Below are 16,520 nucleotides of genomic sequence, written 5' to 3'. Positions count from 1 at the left end.
CGAGGGTATGCGCCATCTTTACCGAATTGAACGAACAGCAGGCGTGTAGAGGAAACATCCCCTAACCAAGCCACACTCGCCCTTTCAGCATGGTGAACTAGCTTCTAAAGGCGGCTCAGGAAAGCCGCCTCTAGAACCTACTGATGTCAAGGAGCCTCACCCATGCGCAACTTCTCCCTCTCGGCCCTGCTGGCCACTCTGCTGTTCACCCTCTCCGTCGCCGCCACCGCCGCGCCAGCCACGGCCGAAGCAGCCCCGGCGCCGGCGGCGATGATGCAGACCTCCACGGTCAACCTCAACAAGGCCGATGCCGACACCCTCCAGCGTGAACTGGCCGGCATCGGCATGGCCAAGGCCCAGGCGATCGTGGCGCATCGTGATGCCAACGGTGTCTTCACTTCGGTGGATGAGTTGCTGGAGGTAAAAGGAATCGGCAAGTCGCTGCTGGACAAGAATCGTGACCGCCTGACGGTAGAGTAAAGCAGGGTACCGGGCTGTGCTGGCGCCCTTGGTGGACGGCCAGTTCAGCCTGGTGTCAATGGGTGACTTCGATGCTGCCGTCGTTGTGTTGCCGAATCAGGGTGTAGGGCAGCAGCACGGTATCGGTAATGGCGGAGAGCCCCATGTCGAACACCATGATAATAGGAGGAGAACTGCTGTAGTTGTTCTCATCCTCGGGCGCTGCGTGCAACATGCAGAAGTCGAACATCAGCCCGCTATACACCCTGGGCACGGCTCCGCAGTAGGAGTTGCCCTCGGCCAGGTATTTGCTGGTGACGCTGTCGTCACGCACCACGGTGATGATGCTCCCGCATCCGCTCAACAGCAGGGCCACACAACCAATGATCAAAGCTTTCACGACTGATTCCTTGTAATTGCCAAGCGCCTTCAGGGCGCGGAGCCTTCGACCCTAGGTCCTTGGGGCTGGTCAGGCTACCCGACACGGCCGCGAAAAACTGTATCAAGCTTTCTCCGGACGCCGATTTCCTGGTGACGATTTTGATCGATGAGGTGCGTGCATCTTTTAGATTTCGACTGTAATGTGATGCGCATTGTATGTCGGTCGTCATTTAAATGGGCTGGCACTGTTTGGTGAAGTGCCAGGTGAAATGCAGCGCCTGTGACGCGGCCTGGCGGCCGCTGCTACGGGTTGAGGAAGGGAGATAGTATGAACAACCGCAGAATCGTCATCACCGGCATGGGCCTGGTCTCGCCACTCGGCACCGGCGTGGAAACCGTGTGGGGCCGCTTGCTGGCCGGCCAATCAGGCTTGCGTGAGTTGCCTGAAAGCGTGGTCGCCGACCTGCCTGCGCGGGTCGGCGGGGTAGTGCCAACGCTTGGGGAAGATCCGCAGGCCGGCTTCGACCCGGACCTGGCCGCGGCGCCCAAGGAACAGAAGAAGATGGACCGTTTCATTATGTTTGCCCTCGCCGCCGCCCGCGAGGCGTTGGCCCAGGCGGGCTGGGCTCCCACGGACGAGGCGTCGCGGCAGCGCACGGCCACGGTGATCGGGTCGGGCATTGGTGGCTTTGGCACCATCGTCGACGCCGTACGCACCACCGACAGCCGCGGGCCGCGCAAGCTGTCGCCGTTCACCATTCCGGCGTTCCTGGTCAACCTGGCGGCCGGGCAGGTGTCGATCCAGCATGGCTTCAAGGGGCCGCTGGGGGCGCCGGTCACGGCCTGTGCCGCCGGCGTGCAGGCCATCGGCGATGCGGCGCGGCTGATTCGCGCCGGGGAGGCCGACATTGCCGTGTGTGGTGGTGCCGAAGCGGCCATCGACCGGGTCAGCCTCGGCGGGTTCGCTGCGGCGCGGGCGTTGTCCAGTGGCTTCAATGCCACGCCCAGCCGCGCCTCGCGGCCGTTTGACCGTGACCGTGATGGTTTCGTGATGGGGGAGGGGGCGGGGATTCTGGTGATCGAGTCCCTGGAACATGCCTTGGCCCGCGGTGCCACGCCAGTGGCCGAGTTGGTGGGCTATGGCACCAGCGCTGACGCCTATCACCTGACGGCCGGGCCGGAGGATGGCAGTGGTGCCCGGCGGGCCATGGAACAGGCGCTGGCCCAGGGTGGCATCACCCCTGGCCAGGTTCAGCACCTCAATGCCCATGCCACCTCCACTCCAGTGGGGGACAAGGGCGAACTTGCGGCCATTCGTTCACTGTTCGGCGCCGGCCAGGGCCCGGCGATCACCTCGACCAAATCCGCTACCGGTCACTTGCTGGGCGCGACAGGGGGCATCGAGGCGATCTTCACGGTGCTGGCGTTGCGTGACCAGGTTGCCCCCGCCACCTTGAACCTCGAGCACCCGGACGAACTGGCCGAGGGGCTGGACCTGGTGCGTGGCCAGGCGCGTGCCATGGCCATGGAGTACGCGCTGTCCAACGGCTTCGGCTTTGGCGGGGTGAATGCCAGTGTACTGCTCAAGCGCTGGGTGTGAGGCAGTCTAACCCGCGGCATCCGCCTGCAACTTGAGCGCCTTGCGCGCGCTGTCGAGGATACGCAGCGACAACTGCGGGTCCTCGACACTGCGCGACAGCATCAGCGCGCCCACCAGGGTCGAGAGCATCACCACGGCCTGCTCGTCGGCATCTTCTGCCTTCAAGGTGGCGGCAATGCGTGCCAGGCGGTCTTCCACGCCTTGGTCGGTGATGGGGCTGGGCTGGCCGCGCTGCCCCAGTTCGGCGGCCATGGTCGGCAGTGGGCAGCCTTTTTCCGGGCTATCGCGATGGGCGGGGCTCAGGTAGGTGTCGATGAAACTCTGCAACGGCTGGGGCTTGGCGAAGGCCTTTTCGCACACCTCAGTCAACTCTTCGGTGGCCGCGCGCAAGGCGGTTTCCACCAGTTCGTCCTTGGATTTGAAGTGCGCGTAGAAGCCGCCATGGGTCAGCCCCAGCGCCTTCATCAATGGCTGCAGGCCGGTGGCGCCGATGCCATCCCGGCGAAAGCGCGCCGAGGCTTCCTTGACGATGCGTTCGTGGGTCTGGGCTTTGTGGTCGGCGGAGTAGCGCATGGGGATGGCCCGGTCAGAATGGGATGTTAATCATCATTCTAACAGAAGCGGCCCCCCGTGGCAGCTGCCGCAGGCTGCGTCCAAGACGCCGCGATTCAACCGGTATACCTTGGCGCCTGTGACGCGGCCTTGCGGCCGCTGCTACGCAGGTTTAGCGGTTCTGCGCGTCCTTGGCATCCGCCTCGGCGTTGCGCTGCGCCACCTTGCGGCGCTGTTCTTCGGTGAGTTCCACTTTGCTGGCGCTGTCGCGCAACATCATCAGGCCGCCAACAATGGAGCCGATCGCTACCACCAAAATCAACCAGGCGTACCAGGGCATGGCCACTTCTCCTTGCGGGCCGGGCTCGCCGCCCGGGTGGCGGCGAATACAGGCTTGTACTCATTGGAGGCAAGCGCCCGGCAGTGGTTCCATTATAGGGCGCTGGCTACAGGCCCGTGAGCATGGCGTCTGCCGGGGCGCTGGCACGGGCGGCGCCGGTGAGCAGGAAGTAGACGAAGCCTACCAGCATGAAGCCCAGGAAGATCACGCCGATCAGGGTGTTGAACCAGGCCATGGCCACCAGGCACACCACCGCCAGTACCAGGGCGATGCCCGGCACGATGGGGTAGCCGGGGGCGCGGAAGCTGCGGGCCAGGCCGGGTTCGCTGCGGCGCAGCTTGAACAGGCTGAGCATACTCATGATGTACATGACGATGGCACCGAACACGGCCATGGTGATCATGGCCGCGGTCAGGCTCATGCCACCCAGGTTGATCAGGCCGTCGCTATAGATCGCGGCGATGCCCACCACGCCGCCGGCGATGATGGCCCGGTGCGGGGTTTGAAAGCGCGACAGCTTGGCCAGGCCCTTGGGCAGGTAGCCGGCACGGGCGAGGGCGAAGCACTGGCGCGAATAGCCGAGGATGATGCCGTGGAAGCTGGCCACCAGGCCGAACAGGCCGATCCACACCAGCATGTGCAGCCAGCCGGAGCCTTCGCCCACCACGGTTTTCATGGCCTGGGGCAGGGGGTCATTGATGTTGGCCAGGGCGCGCCAGTCGCCCACGCCGCCGGCGAACACCATCACGCCAAGGGCCAGCAGCACCAGGGTGAGGATGCCGCTGATGTAGGCCTTGGGGATGGTGCGCCGCGGATCTTTCGCTTCCTCGGCAGCCATGGCCGCACCCTCGATGGCCAGGAAAAACCAGATGGCGAACGGAATGGCAGCGAACATGCCGCTCACCGCGCCGAGGCTGAAGGTATTGTCCCCGGCCCAGCCGTTGGCGACGAAGTTGCCGACGCTGAAGCCCGGCGCCACCACGCCCATGAACACCAGCAGCTCGATCACGGCGAGGATGCACACCACCAGTTCAAAGGTGGCGGCCAGTTGCACGCCGAGGATGTTCAGCAGCATGAACACGATGTACGCGCCCAGCGCCGCATGGCGCGGGTCCAGGGCGGGCCACTGGACGTTGAGGTAGGCGCCAATAGCCAGGGCGATGGCCGGTGGGGCGAAGACGAACTCGATCAGCGTGGCCAGGCCGGCGATCAGCCCGCCTTTTTCGCCGAAGGCACGGCGGCTGTAGGCAAAAGGCCCGCCTGCGTGGGGAATGGCCGTGGTCAGCTCGGTGAAACTGAAGATGAAGCAGGTGTAGAGGGTGGCCACCATCAGCGAGGTCAGCAGGAACCCCAGGGTGCCAGCCACGCCCCAGCCATAGCTCCAGCCAAAGTACTCGCCGGAAATCACCAGCCCTACCGCGATGCCCCACAGGTGCAGCGTGCCCAAGGTGGGCTTGAGTTGCGTAGTCATGACGGCTCCCTCGTGTGGATTGGAACGTTCGTGCTGTTTTGCGTGCAGTGGCCGTGCCAGCCGGGCAAAAGGGGTCGTAATGGCGGGTTTGGTGTCGCAGGTGGAGATGGGTGGGCTAGGCTAAGGGCAGGCTGTGCCTGTTTGTGGGGCGCCAGCGCCCCTAAAATCCGCTACAATGCGCGCCGATTTCGACTTGCCCCCTGAGAGCCCGCCCATGTCCGCTTGCCAGACTCCTATCATCGTCGCCCTGGATTTCCCCACCCGCGACGCCGCCCTGAAACTGGCTGACCAGCTGGACCCCAAGCTGTGCCGCGTGAAGGTCGGCAAGGAGCTGTTCACCAGCAGCGCATCGGGCATCGTCGAGACCCTGAACGACAAGGGCTTCGAAGTGTTCCTGGATCTGAAATTCCACGACATTCCCAACACCACTGCCATGGCCGTCAAGGCCGCTGCGGAAATGGGCGTGTGGATGGTGAACGTGCACTGCTCCGGCGGCCTGCGCATGATGGCCGCCTGCCGTGACGTACTCGACCAGCGCAGCGGCCCCAAGCCACTGCTGATCGGCGTGACCGTGCTGACCAGCATGGAGCGTGAAGACCTGGCCGCCATCGGCCTGGACATCGAGCCGCAAGAGCAGGTGCTGCGCCTGGCCGCACTGGCGGAGAAGGCTGGCATGGACGGCCTGGTGTGCTCGGCCCTGGAGGCCCAGGCCCTGAAAGCGGCGCACCCGTCGCTGCAACTGGTGACCCCTGGCATTCGCCCGGCCGGCAGCGCCCAGGACGACCAGCGTCGCATCCTCACCCCACGCCAGGCGCTGGACGCAGGTTCCGACTACCTGGTGATCGGCCGCCCGATCAGCCAGGCCAAAGACCCGGCGCAAGCGCTGGCTGACGTTGTGGCACAAATCAACGCCTGACGGCCGGCGCCATTCAACTACTCAACGCCGATCACCCGTAGCCGCTGCCGCCAGGCTGCGCTTGCCCTCAAATTCACCGGAGATCTCCAGTGGCGCAAAGGGCCAGCGCAGCCTGGCGGCAGCGGCTACGTGATAACCGCAGGCGATTGATCAAACTTTCAACACCAGCTTGCCGAAATTCTCCCCGCTGAACAGCTTCTGCAGCGTCTCCGGGAACGTCTCCAGCCCCTCCACCACGTGCTCCTTGCTCTTGAGCTGCCCCTTGGCCAGCCAGCCGGCAATCTCCTGCCCGGCCGCGGCGAACTTGGCGGCGTGGTCCATCACCACGAAACCTTCCATGCGCGCGCGGTTCACCAGCAGCGACAGGTAATTGGCTGGGCCCTTCACCCCGGTCTTGCTGTTGTACTGGCTGATGGCCCCGCAGATCACCACCCGCGCGTGGGGCGCCAGGCGGCTGAGCACGGCGTCGAGAATGTCGCCCCCCACGTTGTCGAAGAACACGTCCACGCCCTTGGGGCATTCGCGCTTGAGCCCGGCGGCGACGTCCTCGGCCTTGTAGTCGATGGCGCCGTCAAAGCCCAGTTCGTCGATCAGCGACTGGCACTTGTCCTTGCCGCCGGCGATGCCGATCACCCGGCAGCCCTTGATCTTGGCGATCTGCCCGGCCACGCTGCCCACCGCCCCCGCGGCGCCGGAGATCACCACGGTGTCGCCGGCCTTGGGTGCGCCGGTTTCCAGCAGCGCGAAATAGGCGGTCATGCCGGTCATGCCCAGCGCCGACAGGTACAGCGGCAGCGGCGCAACCTTGGGGTCTACCTTGTAGAAGCCCTTGGGCTCGCCCTGGAAGAAGTCCTGTACGCCCAGCGCGCCGTTGACGTGATCGCCCACGGCGAACGCCGGGTTGTTGGAGGCCACCACCTGGCCTACGCCCAGGGCGCGCATCACTTCGCCCAGGCCCACCGGTGGGATGTAGGACTTGCCCTCGTTCATCCAGCCGCGCATGGCCGGGTCCAGGGACAGGTAGAGGTTCTTCACGCGCACCTGGCCGGCGCCCAGTTCGGGCAGCGGCACGGTCTGGAAGGTGAAGTCTTCGCGGCTGGCGGCGCCGGAAGGGCGGCGGGCCAGCAGGAATTGGCGGTTGACGTCGGTCATGGCAGGTGCTTCCAAATGTGGACGGTGGACTGTTGATAGGCCGCGCGGGCGCCGCTGGCAAGGGCAACGGCCGCGCCGAATACGGTGAAATACAGCGCGCCAATAGTGCTGCGTGGCGTGCTGGCGCCTTGGCTAGACTGCGCCCATCACTTCCAATTCACAGAGGTTCGACCCATGGGCATGGCATTTTCCGGACAAGTGGCGCTGGTGACCGGTGCGGCGGCAGGCATCGGCCGCGCCACCGCGCAGGCGTTCGCCGCCGAGGGCCTGAAAGTAGTGGTGGTGGACCTGGACGCCGCCGGTGGCGAAGGTACAGTGGCGCTGATTCGCGAGGCTGGCGGCCAGGCGCAGTTCCTGCGTTGCGACGTCACCGTGGAGGCCCAGGTGCGCGCCATGACCGAGCAGGCCGTGGCCCTGTGGGGCCGCCTGGACTACGCCTTCAACAACGCCGGTATCGAGATCGAGAACAGCCGCCTGGCCGAAGGCACCGAGGCGCAGTTCGACGCCATCATGGGCGTCAATGTCAAGGGCGTGTGGCTGTGCATGAAGTATCAGTTGCCGGTGATGCTGGCCCAGGGCGGCGGCGCCATCGTCAACACCGCCTCGGTCGCCGGCGTGGGTGCGGCGCCGAAGATGAGCATCTACGCGGCCTCCAAGCACGCGGTCATCGGCCTGACCCAGTCGGCCGCCATCGAATACGCGAAAAAACACATTCGCGTGAACGCCGTGTGCCCGGCGGTGATCGACACCGACATGTTCCGCCGCGCCCACGAAGCCGACCCGCGCAAGGCCGAGTACGCCGCGGCCATGCACCCGGTCGGGCGCGTGGGCCGGGTGGAAGAGGTGGCGAGCGCGGTGTTGTACCTGTGCAGCGATGGCGCGGCGTTTACCACGGGGCATTCGTTGTTGGTGGACGGGGGCGCCACGGCGATTTGATGGCAGGGCAAAGCGCCCTCCGCTTTGCTGAAAACGACACCTTCATAGCTTTTTGCCATTATTCCGACGCCAGGATCTTGTGCCTGCCCCCGTGCCATTGCCACTCTGCGTGCATTGACTCTGGGGGAGCGCGCAATGACATCGGCCAGCAGTGGACGTTTTGCCAACCTGGGCATGGCCCGCAAGCTGGGCCTGGGCTTTGCCCTGGTGCTGGCGCTGACGGTGCTGGTGGCGGCCATCGGCGTGTGGTCGCTGGCCAGCATCAGCCAGCGTTTCGACGGCTTGAAGCAGATGTCGGCGCTCAACAGCGGCCTGCTGCGGGTGCGCCTGCAGGAGCAGGAGTTCGCCCTGCACGCCGACCCCAAGACCGCCGATGCCCTGCGCAAGAGCGTGGAAACACTGGCTGCCAGCGCGGGCGCTGTAGAAGGCGTGCAACCGGCGCTGGCCGCGTACCGCAAGGCGTTCGACCAGTTCGTGGAGATCAGCCAGGCCAAGGATTTGGCCTTGGACATGGCCAGTTGGTCGGTGTCCACGGTGGCCAATAACCTCGACGTGCTGCAGGCCGGGCTGTCCGACGACGGCACCTATGCGCTCAAGGATTCCAAAGGCGAGAAGGGCAGCGAATTCATCACCCAGGCCAATGAAGTAGCGCAGGTGGCGCGGCTGATGCTGCAGGCCATGGACGCCGCGCGGGTGCGCCTGGACCAGAGCCGCAAGGGCGTCGACGACGACACCGGCAACGGCAAGATTGAGCAGGCCGCCGAGGCCCTCAAGCAAGCCAACGCCTTGAAGAGCGAGGTACAGGACGCCGGCTACCAGACGGTGTTGAACGAAGTCAGCGATCACATCGCCAGCTTCAGCGACAAGCTGGGCGAATACACCGACCTGCTGGCCAGGGAAAAACAGGTCTATGGGCAGCTCAAGGCGCGGGCCGATGAGGTGGTGAGCCGTGTCGACCAGGCCGCTGCCGCCCAGGACCAGGCCATGCAGGCCGAGTTGAAGCAGAACAGCTTGCTGATCATCGGCTCATCCTTGGTGGCGCTGCTGGTGGGCGTGCTCGCCGCGTGGCTGATCACCCGGCTGATCGTGGGGCCGCTGCGCCGGGTCATCAGCCGTGCCCAGCAGATCGCCGGCGGCGACCTCAGCGGCAGTATCGAGGTGGACCGGCGCGACGAGATCGGCCAGTTGCTGGCTGCCATGCAGCAGATGGGCGCAGGCCTGAGCAGCATTGTCAGTGGCCTGCAGGCGGGCATCGAGCAGCTGTCCAGCTCGGCGCATTCGCTGTCGGCGGTCACTGAGCAGACCAACCTGGAGGTCAGCAGCCAGCAGCAGGAAACCGAGCAGGTGGCCACCGCCATGAACCAGATGACCGCCACCGTCCACGACGTGGCCCGCAACGCCGAGCAGGCGGCGTTGGCCGCGCAGTCAGCGGATACCCGCGTGGACAACGGCCAGCAGGTGGTACGCCAGAGCATGCAGCGCATCGAGCAACTGGCCGGCGCGGCGGATTCGGCGAGCCACAGCATCGAGCACCTGAGCAACGAGATCCAGAGCATCGGCACCGTGGTGGCAGTGATCAAGAGCGTGGCCGAACAGACCAACCTGCTGGCGCTGAACGCGGCCATCGAAGCCGCCCGTGCCGGCGAACAGGGGCGTGGTTTCGCCGTGGTCGCCGATGAAGTAAGGGCCTTGGCCCAGCGCACCCAGCAGTCCACCGCCGAGATCGAGCGGCTGGTCAGCACCTTGCGCGCCAGCGCCGCGGCGTCGGTGTTGCAGATCCAGGGCAGTGGCGAACTGGTGAAGCTGGCGGTCAGCGATGCGCTGCAGACCGAGAGCGCCCTAGGCAGTATTGCCAGCGCGGTGTCACAGATTCAGCAGATGAACCAGCAGATTGCCGCGGCAGCCGAGCAGCAAAGCTCGGTGGCGGAAGAGATCAACCGCAGCGTCACGAATATCCGCGCCAGTGCTGATCAATCGGCGCTGGCGATGCGCGGCAACGCGGCGTCAAGCATCGAACTGGCGCAGCTGGGCAGCGAGCTGCGCGGCATGGTCGGCCATTTCCGCCTGTAGCACCGGCCGACGGCCGCGTCCAGGCCGGACGCAGCCTTCGGCAGCTGCTACGGGTTATTGCTTCTGCCAGTTGAGGATCAGCAGGGTCAATACGCCCGCCACGATGCCCCAGAACGCCGAACCCACCGAGAACAGCGTGAAGCCCGACGCAGTCACCATGAAGGTGATCAGCGCCGCCTCGCGCTCCTTCGGCTCGTTCATGGCAATGCTCAGGCCATTGATGATCGAGCCAAACAGCGCCAGCGCGGCAATCGACAGCACCAGTTCCTTCGGCAAGGCGGCAAACAGCGCCGCCAGGGTGGCGCCGAACACGCCGGCGATGCCGTAGAAAATCCCGCACCACACCGCGGCGGTGTAGCGTTTGCTTGGATCTTCGTGGGCGTGCGGGCCGGTGCAGATGGCGGCGCTGATGGCCGCCAGGTTGATGCCGTGGGAGCCGAACGGTGCCAGCAGGAGAGAAGCGAAGCCGGTCACCGAGATCAGTGGCGAGGCGGGCACCTGATAGCCGTCGGCGCGCAGCACGGCGATGCCGGGCATATTCTGCGAGGTCATGGCCACCACGAACAGCGGGATGCCGATGCTGATGGTCGCGGCCAGCGAGAATGATGGGGTGGTCCAAACCGGGGTGGCCACTTCCAGGTGGAACTGGCTGAAGTCCAGCAGGCCCATGAAGCCCGACAGCAGGGTGCCCAGCACCAGCGCCGACAGCACGGCGTAGCGCGGCGACACGCGCTTGACCAGCAGGTAGGTGAAGAACATGCCCAGCACCAGCAGGGTGCGGTGCTGGGCGGCGACGAAGATTTCGCTGCCGATCTTGAACAGGATGCCGGCCAGCAACGCCGCGGCCAGGGAGGAGGGCAGGCGCTTGACCAGTTTCTCGAAGCTGCCGGTGAGCCCGCAGATCACCACCAGCACCGCGCAGGTGATGTAGGCGCCGATGGCCTCGCTGTAGTTCACATGGCCTAGGCTTGTGATCAGCAGCGCCGCGCCGGGCGTCGACCAGGCCACGGTGATGGGCGTGCGGTAGCGCAGCGACAGGCCGATGCTGCACACCGCCATGCCGATGGACAGCGCCCAGATCCACGAGGAAATCTGCGCGCTGGTCAGCCCTGCGGCCTGGCCGGCCTGGAACATCAGCACCAGGGAGCTGGTGTAGCCGGTCATCATGGCAATGAAGCCTGCGACCACGGCGGAGGGGGAGGTGTCGGCCAACGGGCGCAAATGCACGGGGGAGGCGTCGGTCATGCTGCAAATCCTTGAGCGAGGTGGTGGCAGGCCTGAAAGACTAAACCCGCCGCCTTGCACCGTTGCAGTACAGCAGCAGTAACATTTAGCCATACAGTCAAACTGTACCGGCCTTTGTGGGAGCTGGCTTGCCAGCGAGTTTTTCGGGCCTTAACAACTCGCTGGCAAGCCAGCTCCCACAAGACGCAGCCTGCGGCAGCTGCTACGGGCGGTTGGTGGTCTTGCCCAGCGCTGCATTCACCGCCAACCAGCCGTCCACGGCCGCCGGGCCCGCCTCGGCGAACACCCGTTGCAGCAGCTTCACTTGCTCCTTGCGCAACGCCTCTTCAAACCGCAGCCCCTCGGGTGTCAGCCCCAGCAGCCGCTTGCGCTTGTCGCTGGCGGGCGCGGTGCTGGTCACCAGCTGCATCTCGATCAGCTGGCGCAGGGGCATGTTCAGCGCCTGCTTGCTCACCCCCAGCTTTTCCAGCAGCTCGCTCACGCCAATGTCCGGGTAGCGCGCGATGAAGAACACCACCCGCTGGTGCACCCGGCTCAGGCCCCGGCGGGCGAGCATTTCGTCGGCCTTGGCGGTGAAGGCCTGGTAGCCGTAGAAAAACGCTTCCATGGCGATTTGTTGGGTGGCGGTGTTTTTAAGGTCAAGCATATTGACGTATCCATGCCCGGCGTCGTAATTTCGGTCAAGCAGTTTGACGTATCTTCCGATGACTTTGCCAGTGGTGGTCCCATGGCTTTCTCTGAACGTGTCACACGCCTCAAAAGTTCGCTGATCCGCGAGATCCTCGCTGCGGCCCAGCGCCCCGAAGTCATGTCGTTCGCCGGCGGCCTGCCGGCCGAGGCCATGCTGCCCACCCTGGACTGGACGGGCCTGCCCGCCAGCATGAGCCAGTACGGTACCAGCGAAGGCGAGCCGCAGCTGCGCGAACAGCTGGCCGCCGACGCCCGCGCCCTGGGCATCGACTGCCAGGCCAGCCAGGTGCTGGTGCTCAGCGGCTCGCAACAGGCGCTGGACCTGGCCGCCAAGCTGTACATCGACAAGGGCACGGAAATTGTCGTCGAGGGCCCCACCTACCTGGCTGCCCTGCAGACCTTCCAACTGTTCGGCGCCGATTGCCTGAGCGTGCCGCTGCAGGCCGATGGCCCCGACCTGGACGCCTTGCGCGCCCACCTGCAGCGCAAGGCGCCGGCCTTTGCCTACCTGATCCCGACCTTCCAGAACCCTTCGGGCGTGCGCTACAGCGAAGCAGCCCGGGCGGGCGTGGCGGCGCTGCTGGACGAGTTCGCGGTGACCCTGATCGAAGACGAGCCCTACCGCGAGCTGACCTACGACGCCGGCCACGCGCAGCCCATCGCCGGGCGCCTGCGCACCGCCAGCTGGATCTACATGGGCAGCGTGTCGAAAACCCTGCTGCCCGGCGTGCGCGTGGGCTACCTGATCGCCAGCCCCGACCTGTTCCCGCACCTGCTGCGGCTGAAGCAGGCCGCCGACCTGCACACCAACCGCATCGGCCAGTGGCAGGCCATGCAGTGGCTGGGCACGGACAAGTACCGCCAGCACCTGGGCGAGTTGCGCAGTTTCTACCGTGAGCGTCGCGATGCCATGCAGGCGGCGTTGCTCGAGCATTTCGCCGGTCTGGCCGATTGGCACGTGCCGCAAGGGGGCCTATTCTTCTGGCTGACCTTGAAACAGCCGATCGATACCCGCACCTTGTTGGCCGACGCCATGGCCCAGGACGTGGCGTTCATGCCGGGGGAGCCGTTTTTCGCCGACCCCGCGGCCCACCCGGGTTGCCTGCGGTTGAATTTCAGTCATGTCGCCCCGCACCGCCTGCACGAAGGGCTGGCGCGGTTGGCCCACGTTATCCGCAAGGCTCAGGCCGCTCAGGCAGCGGCGTAGAAGGAGAGGTTCATGTACAAGGTTTACGGCGATTACCGCTCGGGCAACTGCTACAAGGTCAAGCTGATGCTGCACCTGCTGAACTTGCCGTATGAATGGGTGGACATCGACATTCTCGGGGGCGACACCCAGACCCCGGAGTTCCTGGCCAAGAACCCCAACGGCAAGATCCCGGTGCTGGAACTGGAAGATGGCACCTGCCTGTGGGAGTCCAACGCGATTCTCAACTTCCTTGCCGATGGCACCGCGTTCCTGCCCACCGAGCCGCGCCTGCGCACCCAGGTGCTGCAGTGGCAGTTCTTCGAACAGTACAGCCATGAGCCGTACATTGCCGTGGCGCGGTTTATCCAGTTTTACCTGAACATGCCCGAAGATCGCCTGCAGGAGTACCAGGACTGCCAGGTGCGCGGCAAAAAGGCATTGCGGGTGATGGAGCGGCAGCTGCAGCTGACGCCGTTCCTGGTGGGGGACCAGTATTCGATCGCGGATATCGCGCTGTACGCCTACACCCATGTGGCTCATGAGGGTGGCTTTGATCTGGCCGGCTACCCGGGCATCCAGGCGTGGCTCAAGCGGGTTGAATCACAACCGCGGCATGTGACCATGCTCGGTTGAGGCTGGAAACACAAAACCCGTAGCCGCTGCCGCAGGCTGCGCTGGCCCTGATCCTCGCCGAAGATCCTCGGTGTAATCAGGGGCCAGCGCAGCCTATCGGCAGCGGCTACGGGTTTGTTGTATCTCGCTTAAGCAAACCGCTGCTGCAGGTACGCGATGATCGCCTTGGATTCGTACATCCAGGTGGTCTGCCCGTGCTCTTCGATGCGCAGGCACGGCACCTTGATACGGCCACCCTCGGCCAGCAGCGCCTGGCGGTGCTGCTCGTCATGCTTCGCGTCGCGCAGGGCCACCGGCACGTTGAGCTTGTGCAGGGCGCGGCGGGTCTTGACGCAGAACGGGCAGGCGTGGAACTGGTAGAGGCTCAGGCCCTTGGCTTGCTGCTCCACGTCGGCCTGGGCCTGGGCGCTGCGTTTCTGCTTGGGGCCGCGGGTCAGCAGGTCGCCAATCACGATCAGCTGGCCCAGCCCCACGCGCAATGCTTTCATCAACATGTCGGTACCCTTGGGATCACTTGATCAGGCTGAGGAATTCGCTGCGAGTAGCGGCGTTTTCGCGGAACTCGCCCAGCATCACCGAGGTGATCATCGACGAATTCTGCTTTTCCACGCCGCGCATCATCATGCACATGTGCTTGGCCTCGATGACCACGGCAACGCCCAAGGCACCGGTGACCTGCTGGATCGCGTCGGCGATCTGGCGGCTGAGGTTTTCCTGGATCTGCAGGCGGCGGGCGTACATGTCGACGATGCGCGCGACCTTGGACAGGCCCAGCACCTTGCCGCTCGGGATGTAGGCCACGTGGGCCTTGCCGATGAACGGCAGCAGGTGGTGTTCGCACAGCGAGTACAGCTCGATGTCCTTGACCAGCACCATCTCGCTGTTGTCGGAGCTGAAGAGCGCACCGTTGGTGACGTCTTCCAGGGTTTGTTCATAACCGCGGCAAAGGTACTGCATGGCTTTGGCGGCACGCTTCGGCGTGTCGAGCAGGCCCTCGCGGGATACGTCCTCGCCGAGTTTGCCGAGAATCGCGGTGTAGTGCTGTTCCAGGGACATGGATCTAAACCTGTGGGAATTTTCGCAAACGCGAAGGGTACGGCGCTGGCCGCGTCGCTGCAAGCGCGAGGTTATTCGTCGCGCCCTTCAAGCATGGTGCGCTTGAGCATCACGTACACCGCGCCAGCGCCGCCGTGGCGCGGTTGGCAGGACGTGAAGCCCAGCACCTGGGCATGTTGTCGCAGCCAGGTGTTGACGTGGCTCTTGATCATGGGGCGCTTGCCGTCCAGGCGCACGGCCTTGCCGTGGGTGACGCGCACGCAGCGGATTTCGAACTTCACCGCCTCGGCCAGGAAGGCCCAGAGGGTTTCCCGGGCCTTTTCCACGCTCATGCCGTGCAGGTCCAGGCTGCCCTCGAACGGGATCTGGCCGACCTTGAGCTTGCGCATCTGGCTTTCCTGCACGCCGTCGCGGGCCCAGTGCAGGTCGTCCTCGGGGCCCACGTCGATGACGAACTGGTCGCTCAGGCCATCGACGGTGGTGGCGTCCTGGCGCACGGTCGCGGCCTGGCGCAGGGTGGCCAGGTTCTTGCGGTCGGTCTTGGGTTTGCCCGTGTCGGCGCGGTCATGCTTGATCGGCTTTACGCCGCGCATTTCGCTTGTAAACAGGGAAAAATCATCGTCTTGCATGTCAGCCTCCACCAGGAAGGCCTAGTTTACGCGACTCAGTCGTGTTTTTTCATCAGGTGCGGCGCCAGGTTCAATTCGCGGTTGCGATGGCGACGACGACGGCAGCGGCGCCACAGGCCCACGCCCAGGTACAGAATCAGCAGGCCGAACACCACCAGCAGGGCGGCGCCGGTCTTGCTGGCGTTCAGGTCGCCCAGGGCCGGGGGGTGGCCCAGAAGGCTGGCGGCGCCGGCCATGGCCAGCAGCACCCCAAGGGCTGCCAGCAGCGCGGCGAAGGCCTGGCCCAGGCGTGTTCCCCAGTTACGTTGGCCGCGTGGGCGAAGGCGGCGAGCGTCAAAACCATCGGATAACTTCATTCCGATTTCCTCAGTGAATATCCGGCCTTCGACTCGCCAGCGGCGTCGGGGTTCCGACACGGGGGGCAATTAGGAAAAATGAACGCTTTTATCGGATGGGCGGCCACGTCGCGCGGCCGCCGGGTCATGCACTGCCGGTGGGGTCAGACCAGTTCGTCGGTCTGGGCCACGCAGGCGAAGTTGTCATTCATGGTGGCCATGCCCACCTGCTTCACGGTGGCTGCCGGTACCACGCCGTCCTTGAAGGGCAGGTCGCGGGTGGCGCAGGCATCTTCCACCAGGGTGCTGCGGTAGCCGTAGTCCTTGGCCGCGCGCACGGTGGTGCTGATGCTGGAATGGGTCATGAAACCGCAGACGATCAGGTCGATCGGGCCTTTTTCCTGCAGGGTCTGGTGCAAGGCGGTGTTGTTGAACGCGTTGGGCATGTTCTTTTCGATGATCGGCTCGTCACCCAGTGGCTCAAGGCCGGGGATGAACTTGCCGCGGTCGCCCTGGGGGTCGAACAGGCCGCCCACGGTGCCCAGGTGGCGCACGTGCACGATGGGGCGGTGGGCAGCGCGCGCCGCCTTGAGCAGGCGGGCAATGTTGGCCACCGCTTCGTCAATGCCTACCAGGGCCAGGGGGCCCTTCAGGTATTCACGCTGGGCGTCGATGATCACAAGGCTGGCGCGGCTGAGATCGGCAGGGGGATGGCCGCGGCCAGTCAATTGGAACATCGTCTTTGTATCGGACATCGGGGGCTCCTTTGGATAGGGCTTTTGCCACATTCTCCACTGCTGGAGCCTTTCTGTGAATCGCTACGCGCACTTGCGGTGCAGATTCGGGGCGGTAGTCGGGTGCCGCGC

19 protein-coding genes and 1 pseudogene are annotated in these 16,520 nt (G+C 65.1%); 8 read left to right on the top strand and 12 right to left on the bottom strand.

The window, feature by feature from the left end; all coding sequences use genetic code 11:
• Nucleotides 1-162 precede the first annotated feature (162 nt).
• Complete coding sequence (locus ACWKWX_RS07835; protein ID WP_483827414.1) at nt 163-480, top strand: ComEA family DNA-binding protein; 318 nt, start codon at nt 163-165, stop codon at nt 478-480.
• Nucleotides 481-535: 55 nt separating this feature from the next.
• Here the strand turns inward: ACWKWX_RS07835 and ACWKWX_RS07830 are convergent, their stop codons facing one another.
• Nucleotides 536-859 carry a YceK/YidQ family lipoprotein gene (locus ACWKWX_RS07830; protein WP_483827413.1) on the bottom strand — a complete coding sequence of 108 codons (324 nt, stop codon included), beginning with the start codon at nt 857-859 and terminating at the stop codon, nt 536-538.
• A 309-nt stretch (nt 860-1,168) separates the two neighbouring features.
• Between ACWKWX_RS07830 and fabF the strand changes: the two genes are divergently transcribed.
• On the top strand, nt 1,169-2,440 hold the full coding sequence (gene fabF / locus ACWKWX_RS07825; protein WP_483827412.1) for a beta-ketoacyl-ACP synthase II: 1,272 nt from the start codon (nt 1,169-1,171) through the stop codon (nt 2,438-2,440).
• 6 nt (nt 2,441-2,446) lie between these two features.
• On the opposite strand, the gene ACWKWX_RS07820 is transcribed toward fabF, so the two are convergent.
• From ACWKWX_RS07820 to eat, 3 genes are all read right to left on the bottom strand, one after another.
• Complete coding sequence (locus ACWKWX_RS07820; RefSeq protein ID WP_416423060.1) at nt 2,447-3,013, bottom strand: TetR/AcrR family transcriptional regulator; 567 nt, start codon at nt 3,011-3,013, stop codon at nt 2,447-2,449.
• A gap of 151 nt (nt 3,014-3,164) precedes the next feature.
• Nucleotides 3,165-3,332 carry a DUF2897 family protein gene (locus tag ACWKWX_RS07815; RefSeq protein ID WP_416423061.1) on the bottom strand — a complete coding sequence of 56 codons (168 nt, stop codon included), beginning with the start codon at nt 3,330-3,332 and terminating at the stop codon, nt 3,165-3,167.
• Nucleotides 3,333-3,438: 106 nt separating this feature from the next.
• Entirely contained in the window at nt 3,439-4,803 is a 1,365-nt protein-coding gene (eat, locus tag ACWKWX_RS07810) for an ethanolamine permease (RefSeq protein WP_473005726.1), read from the bottom strand.
• Between the two features lie 214 nt (nt 4,804-5,017).
• Between eat and pyrF the strand changes: the two genes are divergently transcribed.
• The gene (gene pyrF / locus ACWKWX_RS07805; RefSeq protein ID WP_475505811.1) at nt 5,018-5,719 is read left to right on the top strand and encodes an orotidine-5'-phosphate decarboxylase; all 702 of its coding nucleotides are present in this window, start codon (nt 5,018-5,020) and stop codon (nt 5,717-5,719) included.
• A gap of 150 nt (nt 5,720-5,869) precedes the next feature.
• Here the strand turns inward: pyrF and ACWKWX_RS07800 are convergent, their stop codons facing one another.
• The gene (locus ACWKWX_RS07800; RefSeq protein WP_483827411.1) at nt 5,870-6,871 is read right to left on the bottom strand and encodes an NADP-dependent oxidoreductase; all 1,002 of its coding nucleotides are present in this window, start codon (nt 6,869-6,871) and stop codon (nt 5,870-5,872) included.
• Nucleotides 6,872-7,045: 174 nt separating this feature from the next.
• Here ACWKWX_RS07800 and ACWKWX_RS07795 point away from each other — a divergent pair, with 174 nt between their 5' ends.
• From ACWKWX_RS07795 to ACWKWX_RS07785, 3 genes and pseudogenes are all read left to right on the top strand, one after another.
• Nucleotides 7,046-7,807, top strand: a complete 762-nt coding sequence (locus tag ACWKWX_RS07795) for an SDR family oxidoreductase (RefSeq protein ID WP_416423065.1) — start codon at nt 7,046-7,048, stop codon at nt 7,805-7,807.
• Nucleotides 7,808-8,098: 291 nt separating this feature from the next.
• Nucleotides 8,099-8,968: pseudogene (locus ACWKWX_RS07790) on the top strand (HAMP domain-containing protein); the annotation flags it as partial.
• Nucleotides 8,969-9,004: 36 nt separating this feature from the next.
• Nucleotides 9,005-9,877, top strand: a complete 873-nt coding sequence (locus tag ACWKWX_RS07785) for a methyl-accepting chemotaxis protein (RefSeq protein ID WP_483827441.1) — start codon at nt 9,005-9,007, stop codon at nt 9,875-9,877.
• Between the two features lie 54 nt (nt 9,878-9,931).
• Here ACWKWX_RS07785 and ACWKWX_RS07780 read toward each other — a convergent pair whose 3' ends face one another.
• Nucleotides 9,932-11,122 carry a benzoate/H(+) symporter BenE family transporter gene (locus ACWKWX_RS07780; RefSeq protein WP_476297088.1) on the bottom strand — a complete coding sequence of 397 codons (1,191 nt, stop codon included), beginning with the start codon at nt 11,120-11,122 and terminating at the stop codon, nt 9,932-9,934.
• A gap of 202 nt (nt 11,123-11,324) precedes the next feature.
• Nucleotides 11,325-11,768: a MarR family winged helix-turn-helix transcriptional regulator gene (locus tag ACWKWX_RS07775; RefSeq protein ID WP_416423067.1), complete on the bottom strand. Its 444-nt coding sequence runs from the start codon at nt 11,766-11,768 to the stop codon at nt 11,325-11,327.
• An 81-nt stretch (nt 11,769-11,849) separates the two neighbouring features.
• On the opposite strand from ACWKWX_RS07775, the gene ACWKWX_RS07770 reads away from it, so the two are divergent.
• Complete coding sequence (locus ACWKWX_RS07770; RefSeq protein ID WP_416423068.1) at nt 11,850-13,019, top strand: aminotransferase-like domain-containing protein; 1,170 nt, start codon at nt 11,850-11,852, stop codon at nt 13,017-13,019.
• 12 nt (nt 13,020-13,031) lie between these two features.
• Nucleotides 13,032-13,634 carry a glutathione S-transferase family protein gene (locus ACWKWX_RS07765; protein WP_416423069.1) on the top strand — a complete coding sequence of 201 codons (603 nt, stop codon included), beginning with the start codon at nt 13,032-13,034 and terminating at the stop codon, nt 13,632-13,634.
• A gap of 128 nt (nt 13,635-13,762) precedes the next feature.
• On the opposite strand, the gene ACWKWX_RS07760 is transcribed toward ACWKWX_RS07765, so the two are convergent.
• From ACWKWX_RS07760 to ACWKWX_RS07740, 5 genes are all read right to left on the bottom strand, one after another.
• The gene (locus tag ACWKWX_RS07760; protein ID WP_416423070.1) at nt 13,763-14,128 is read right to left on the bottom strand and encodes a glutaredoxin family protein; all 366 of its coding nucleotides are present in this window, start codon (nt 14,126-14,128) and stop codon (nt 13,763-13,765) included.
• A 16-nt stretch (nt 14,129-14,144) separates the two neighbouring features.
• Complete coding sequence (gene folE / locus ACWKWX_RS07755; RefSeq protein ID WP_416423071.1) at nt 14,145-14,690, bottom strand: GTP cyclohydrolase I FolE; 546 nt, start codon at nt 14,688-14,690, stop codon at nt 14,145-14,147.
• 71 nt (nt 14,691-14,761) lie between these two features.
• Nucleotides 14,762-15,319 carry a Smr/MutS family protein gene (locus tag ACWKWX_RS07750; protein ID WP_416423072.1) on the bottom strand — a complete coding sequence of 186 codons (558 nt, stop codon included), beginning with the start codon at nt 15,317-15,319 and terminating at the stop codon, nt 14,762-14,764.
• A 35-nt stretch (nt 15,320-15,354) separates the two neighbouring features.
• Nucleotides 15,355-15,675: a hypothetical protein gene (locus tag ACWKWX_RS07745; RefSeq protein WP_473005731.1), complete on the bottom strand. Its 321-nt coding sequence runs from the start codon at nt 15,673-15,675 to the stop codon at nt 15,355-15,357.
• Between the two features lie 143 nt (nt 15,676-15,818).
• Nucleotides 15,819-16,409 (bottom strand): cysteine hydrolase family protein, encoded by a 591-nt coding sequence (locus ACWKWX_RS07740; protein WP_416423074.1) that lies wholly within the window; start codon nt 16,407-16,409, stop codon nt 15,819-15,821.
• Between the last annotated feature and the right edge of the window lie 111 nt (nt 16,410-16,520).

It is taken from the genome of Pseudomonas imperatae (genome assembly GCF_057128625.1).
The sequence above is the reverse complement of the archived record's forward strand: the minus strand, read 5'-3'. Positions and strand labels throughout refer to the sequence as shown.

Bases quoted from the DNA above. Each gene is read 5' to 3' on its own strand.
- ACWKWX_RS07835 (WP_483827414.1), top strand. From the start codon at position 163: ATGCGCAACTTCTCCCTCTCGGCCCTGCTGGCCACTCTGCTGTTCACC.
- fabF (WP_483827412.1), top strand. From the start codon at position 1,169: ATGAACAACCGCAGAATCGTCATCACCGGCATGGGCCTGGTCTCGCCA.
- ACWKWX_RS07820 (WP_416423060.1), bottom strand. From the start codon at position 3,013: ATGCGCTACTCCGCCGACCACAAAGCCCAGACCCACGAACGCATCGTC.
- ACWKWX_RS07815 (WP_416423061.1), bottom strand. From the start codon at position 3,332: ATGCCCTGGTACGCCTGGTTGATTTTGGTGGTAGCGATCGGCTCCATT.
- eat (WP_473005726.1), bottom strand. From the start codon at position 4,803: ATGACTACGCAACTCAAGCCCACCTTGGGCACGCTGCACCTGTGGGGC.
- pyrF (WP_475505811.1), top strand. From the start codon at position 5,018: ATGTCCGCTTGCCAGACTCCTATCATCGTCGCCCTGGATTTCCCCACC.
- ACWKWX_RS07800 (WP_483827411.1), bottom strand. From the start codon at position 6,871: ATGACCGACGTCAACCGCCAATTCCTGCTGGCCCGCCGCCCTTCCGGC.
- ACWKWX_RS07795 (WP_416423065.1), top strand. From the start codon at position 7,046: ATGGGCATGGCATTTTCCGGACAAGTGGCGCTGGTGACCGGTGCGGCG.
- ACWKWX_RS07785 (WP_483827441.1), top strand. From the start codon at position 9,005: ATGCAGCAGATGGGCGCAGGCCTGAGCAGCATTGTCAGTGGCCTGCAG.
- ACWKWX_RS07780 (WP_476297088.1), bottom strand. From the start codon at position 11,122: ATGACCGACGCCTCCCCCGTGCATTTGCGCCCGTTGGCCGACACCTCC.
- ACWKWX_RS07775 (WP_416423067.1), bottom strand. From the start codon at position 11,768: ATGCTTGACCTTAAAAACACCGCCACCCAACAAATCGCCATGGAAGCG.
- ACWKWX_RS07770 (WP_416423068.1), top strand. From the start codon at position 11,850: ATGGCTTTCTCTGAACGTGTCACACGCCTCAAAAGTTCGCTGATCCGC.
- ACWKWX_RS07765 (WP_416423069.1), top strand. From the start codon at position 13,032: ATGTACAAGGTTTACGGCGATTACCGCTCGGGCAACTGCTACAAGGTC.
- ACWKWX_RS07760 (WP_416423070.1), bottom strand. From the start codon at position 14,128: ATGTTGATGAAAGCATTGCGCGTGGGGCTGGGCCAGCTGATCGTGATT.
- folE (WP_416423071.1), bottom strand. From the start codon at position 14,690: ATGTCCCTGGAACAGCACTACACCGCGATTCTCGGCAAACTCGGCGAG.
- ACWKWX_RS07750 (WP_416423072.1), bottom strand. From the start codon at position 15,319: ATGCAAGACGATGATTTTTCCCTGTTTACAAGCGAAATGCGCGGCGTA.
- ACWKWX_RS07745 (WP_473005731.1), bottom strand. From the start codon at position 15,675: ATGAAGTTATCCGATGGTTTTGACGCTCGCCGCCTTCGCCCACGCGGC.
- ACWKWX_RS07740 (WP_416423074.1), bottom strand. From the start codon at position 16,409: ATGTCCGATACAAAGACGATGTTCCAATTGACTGGCCGCGGCCATCCC.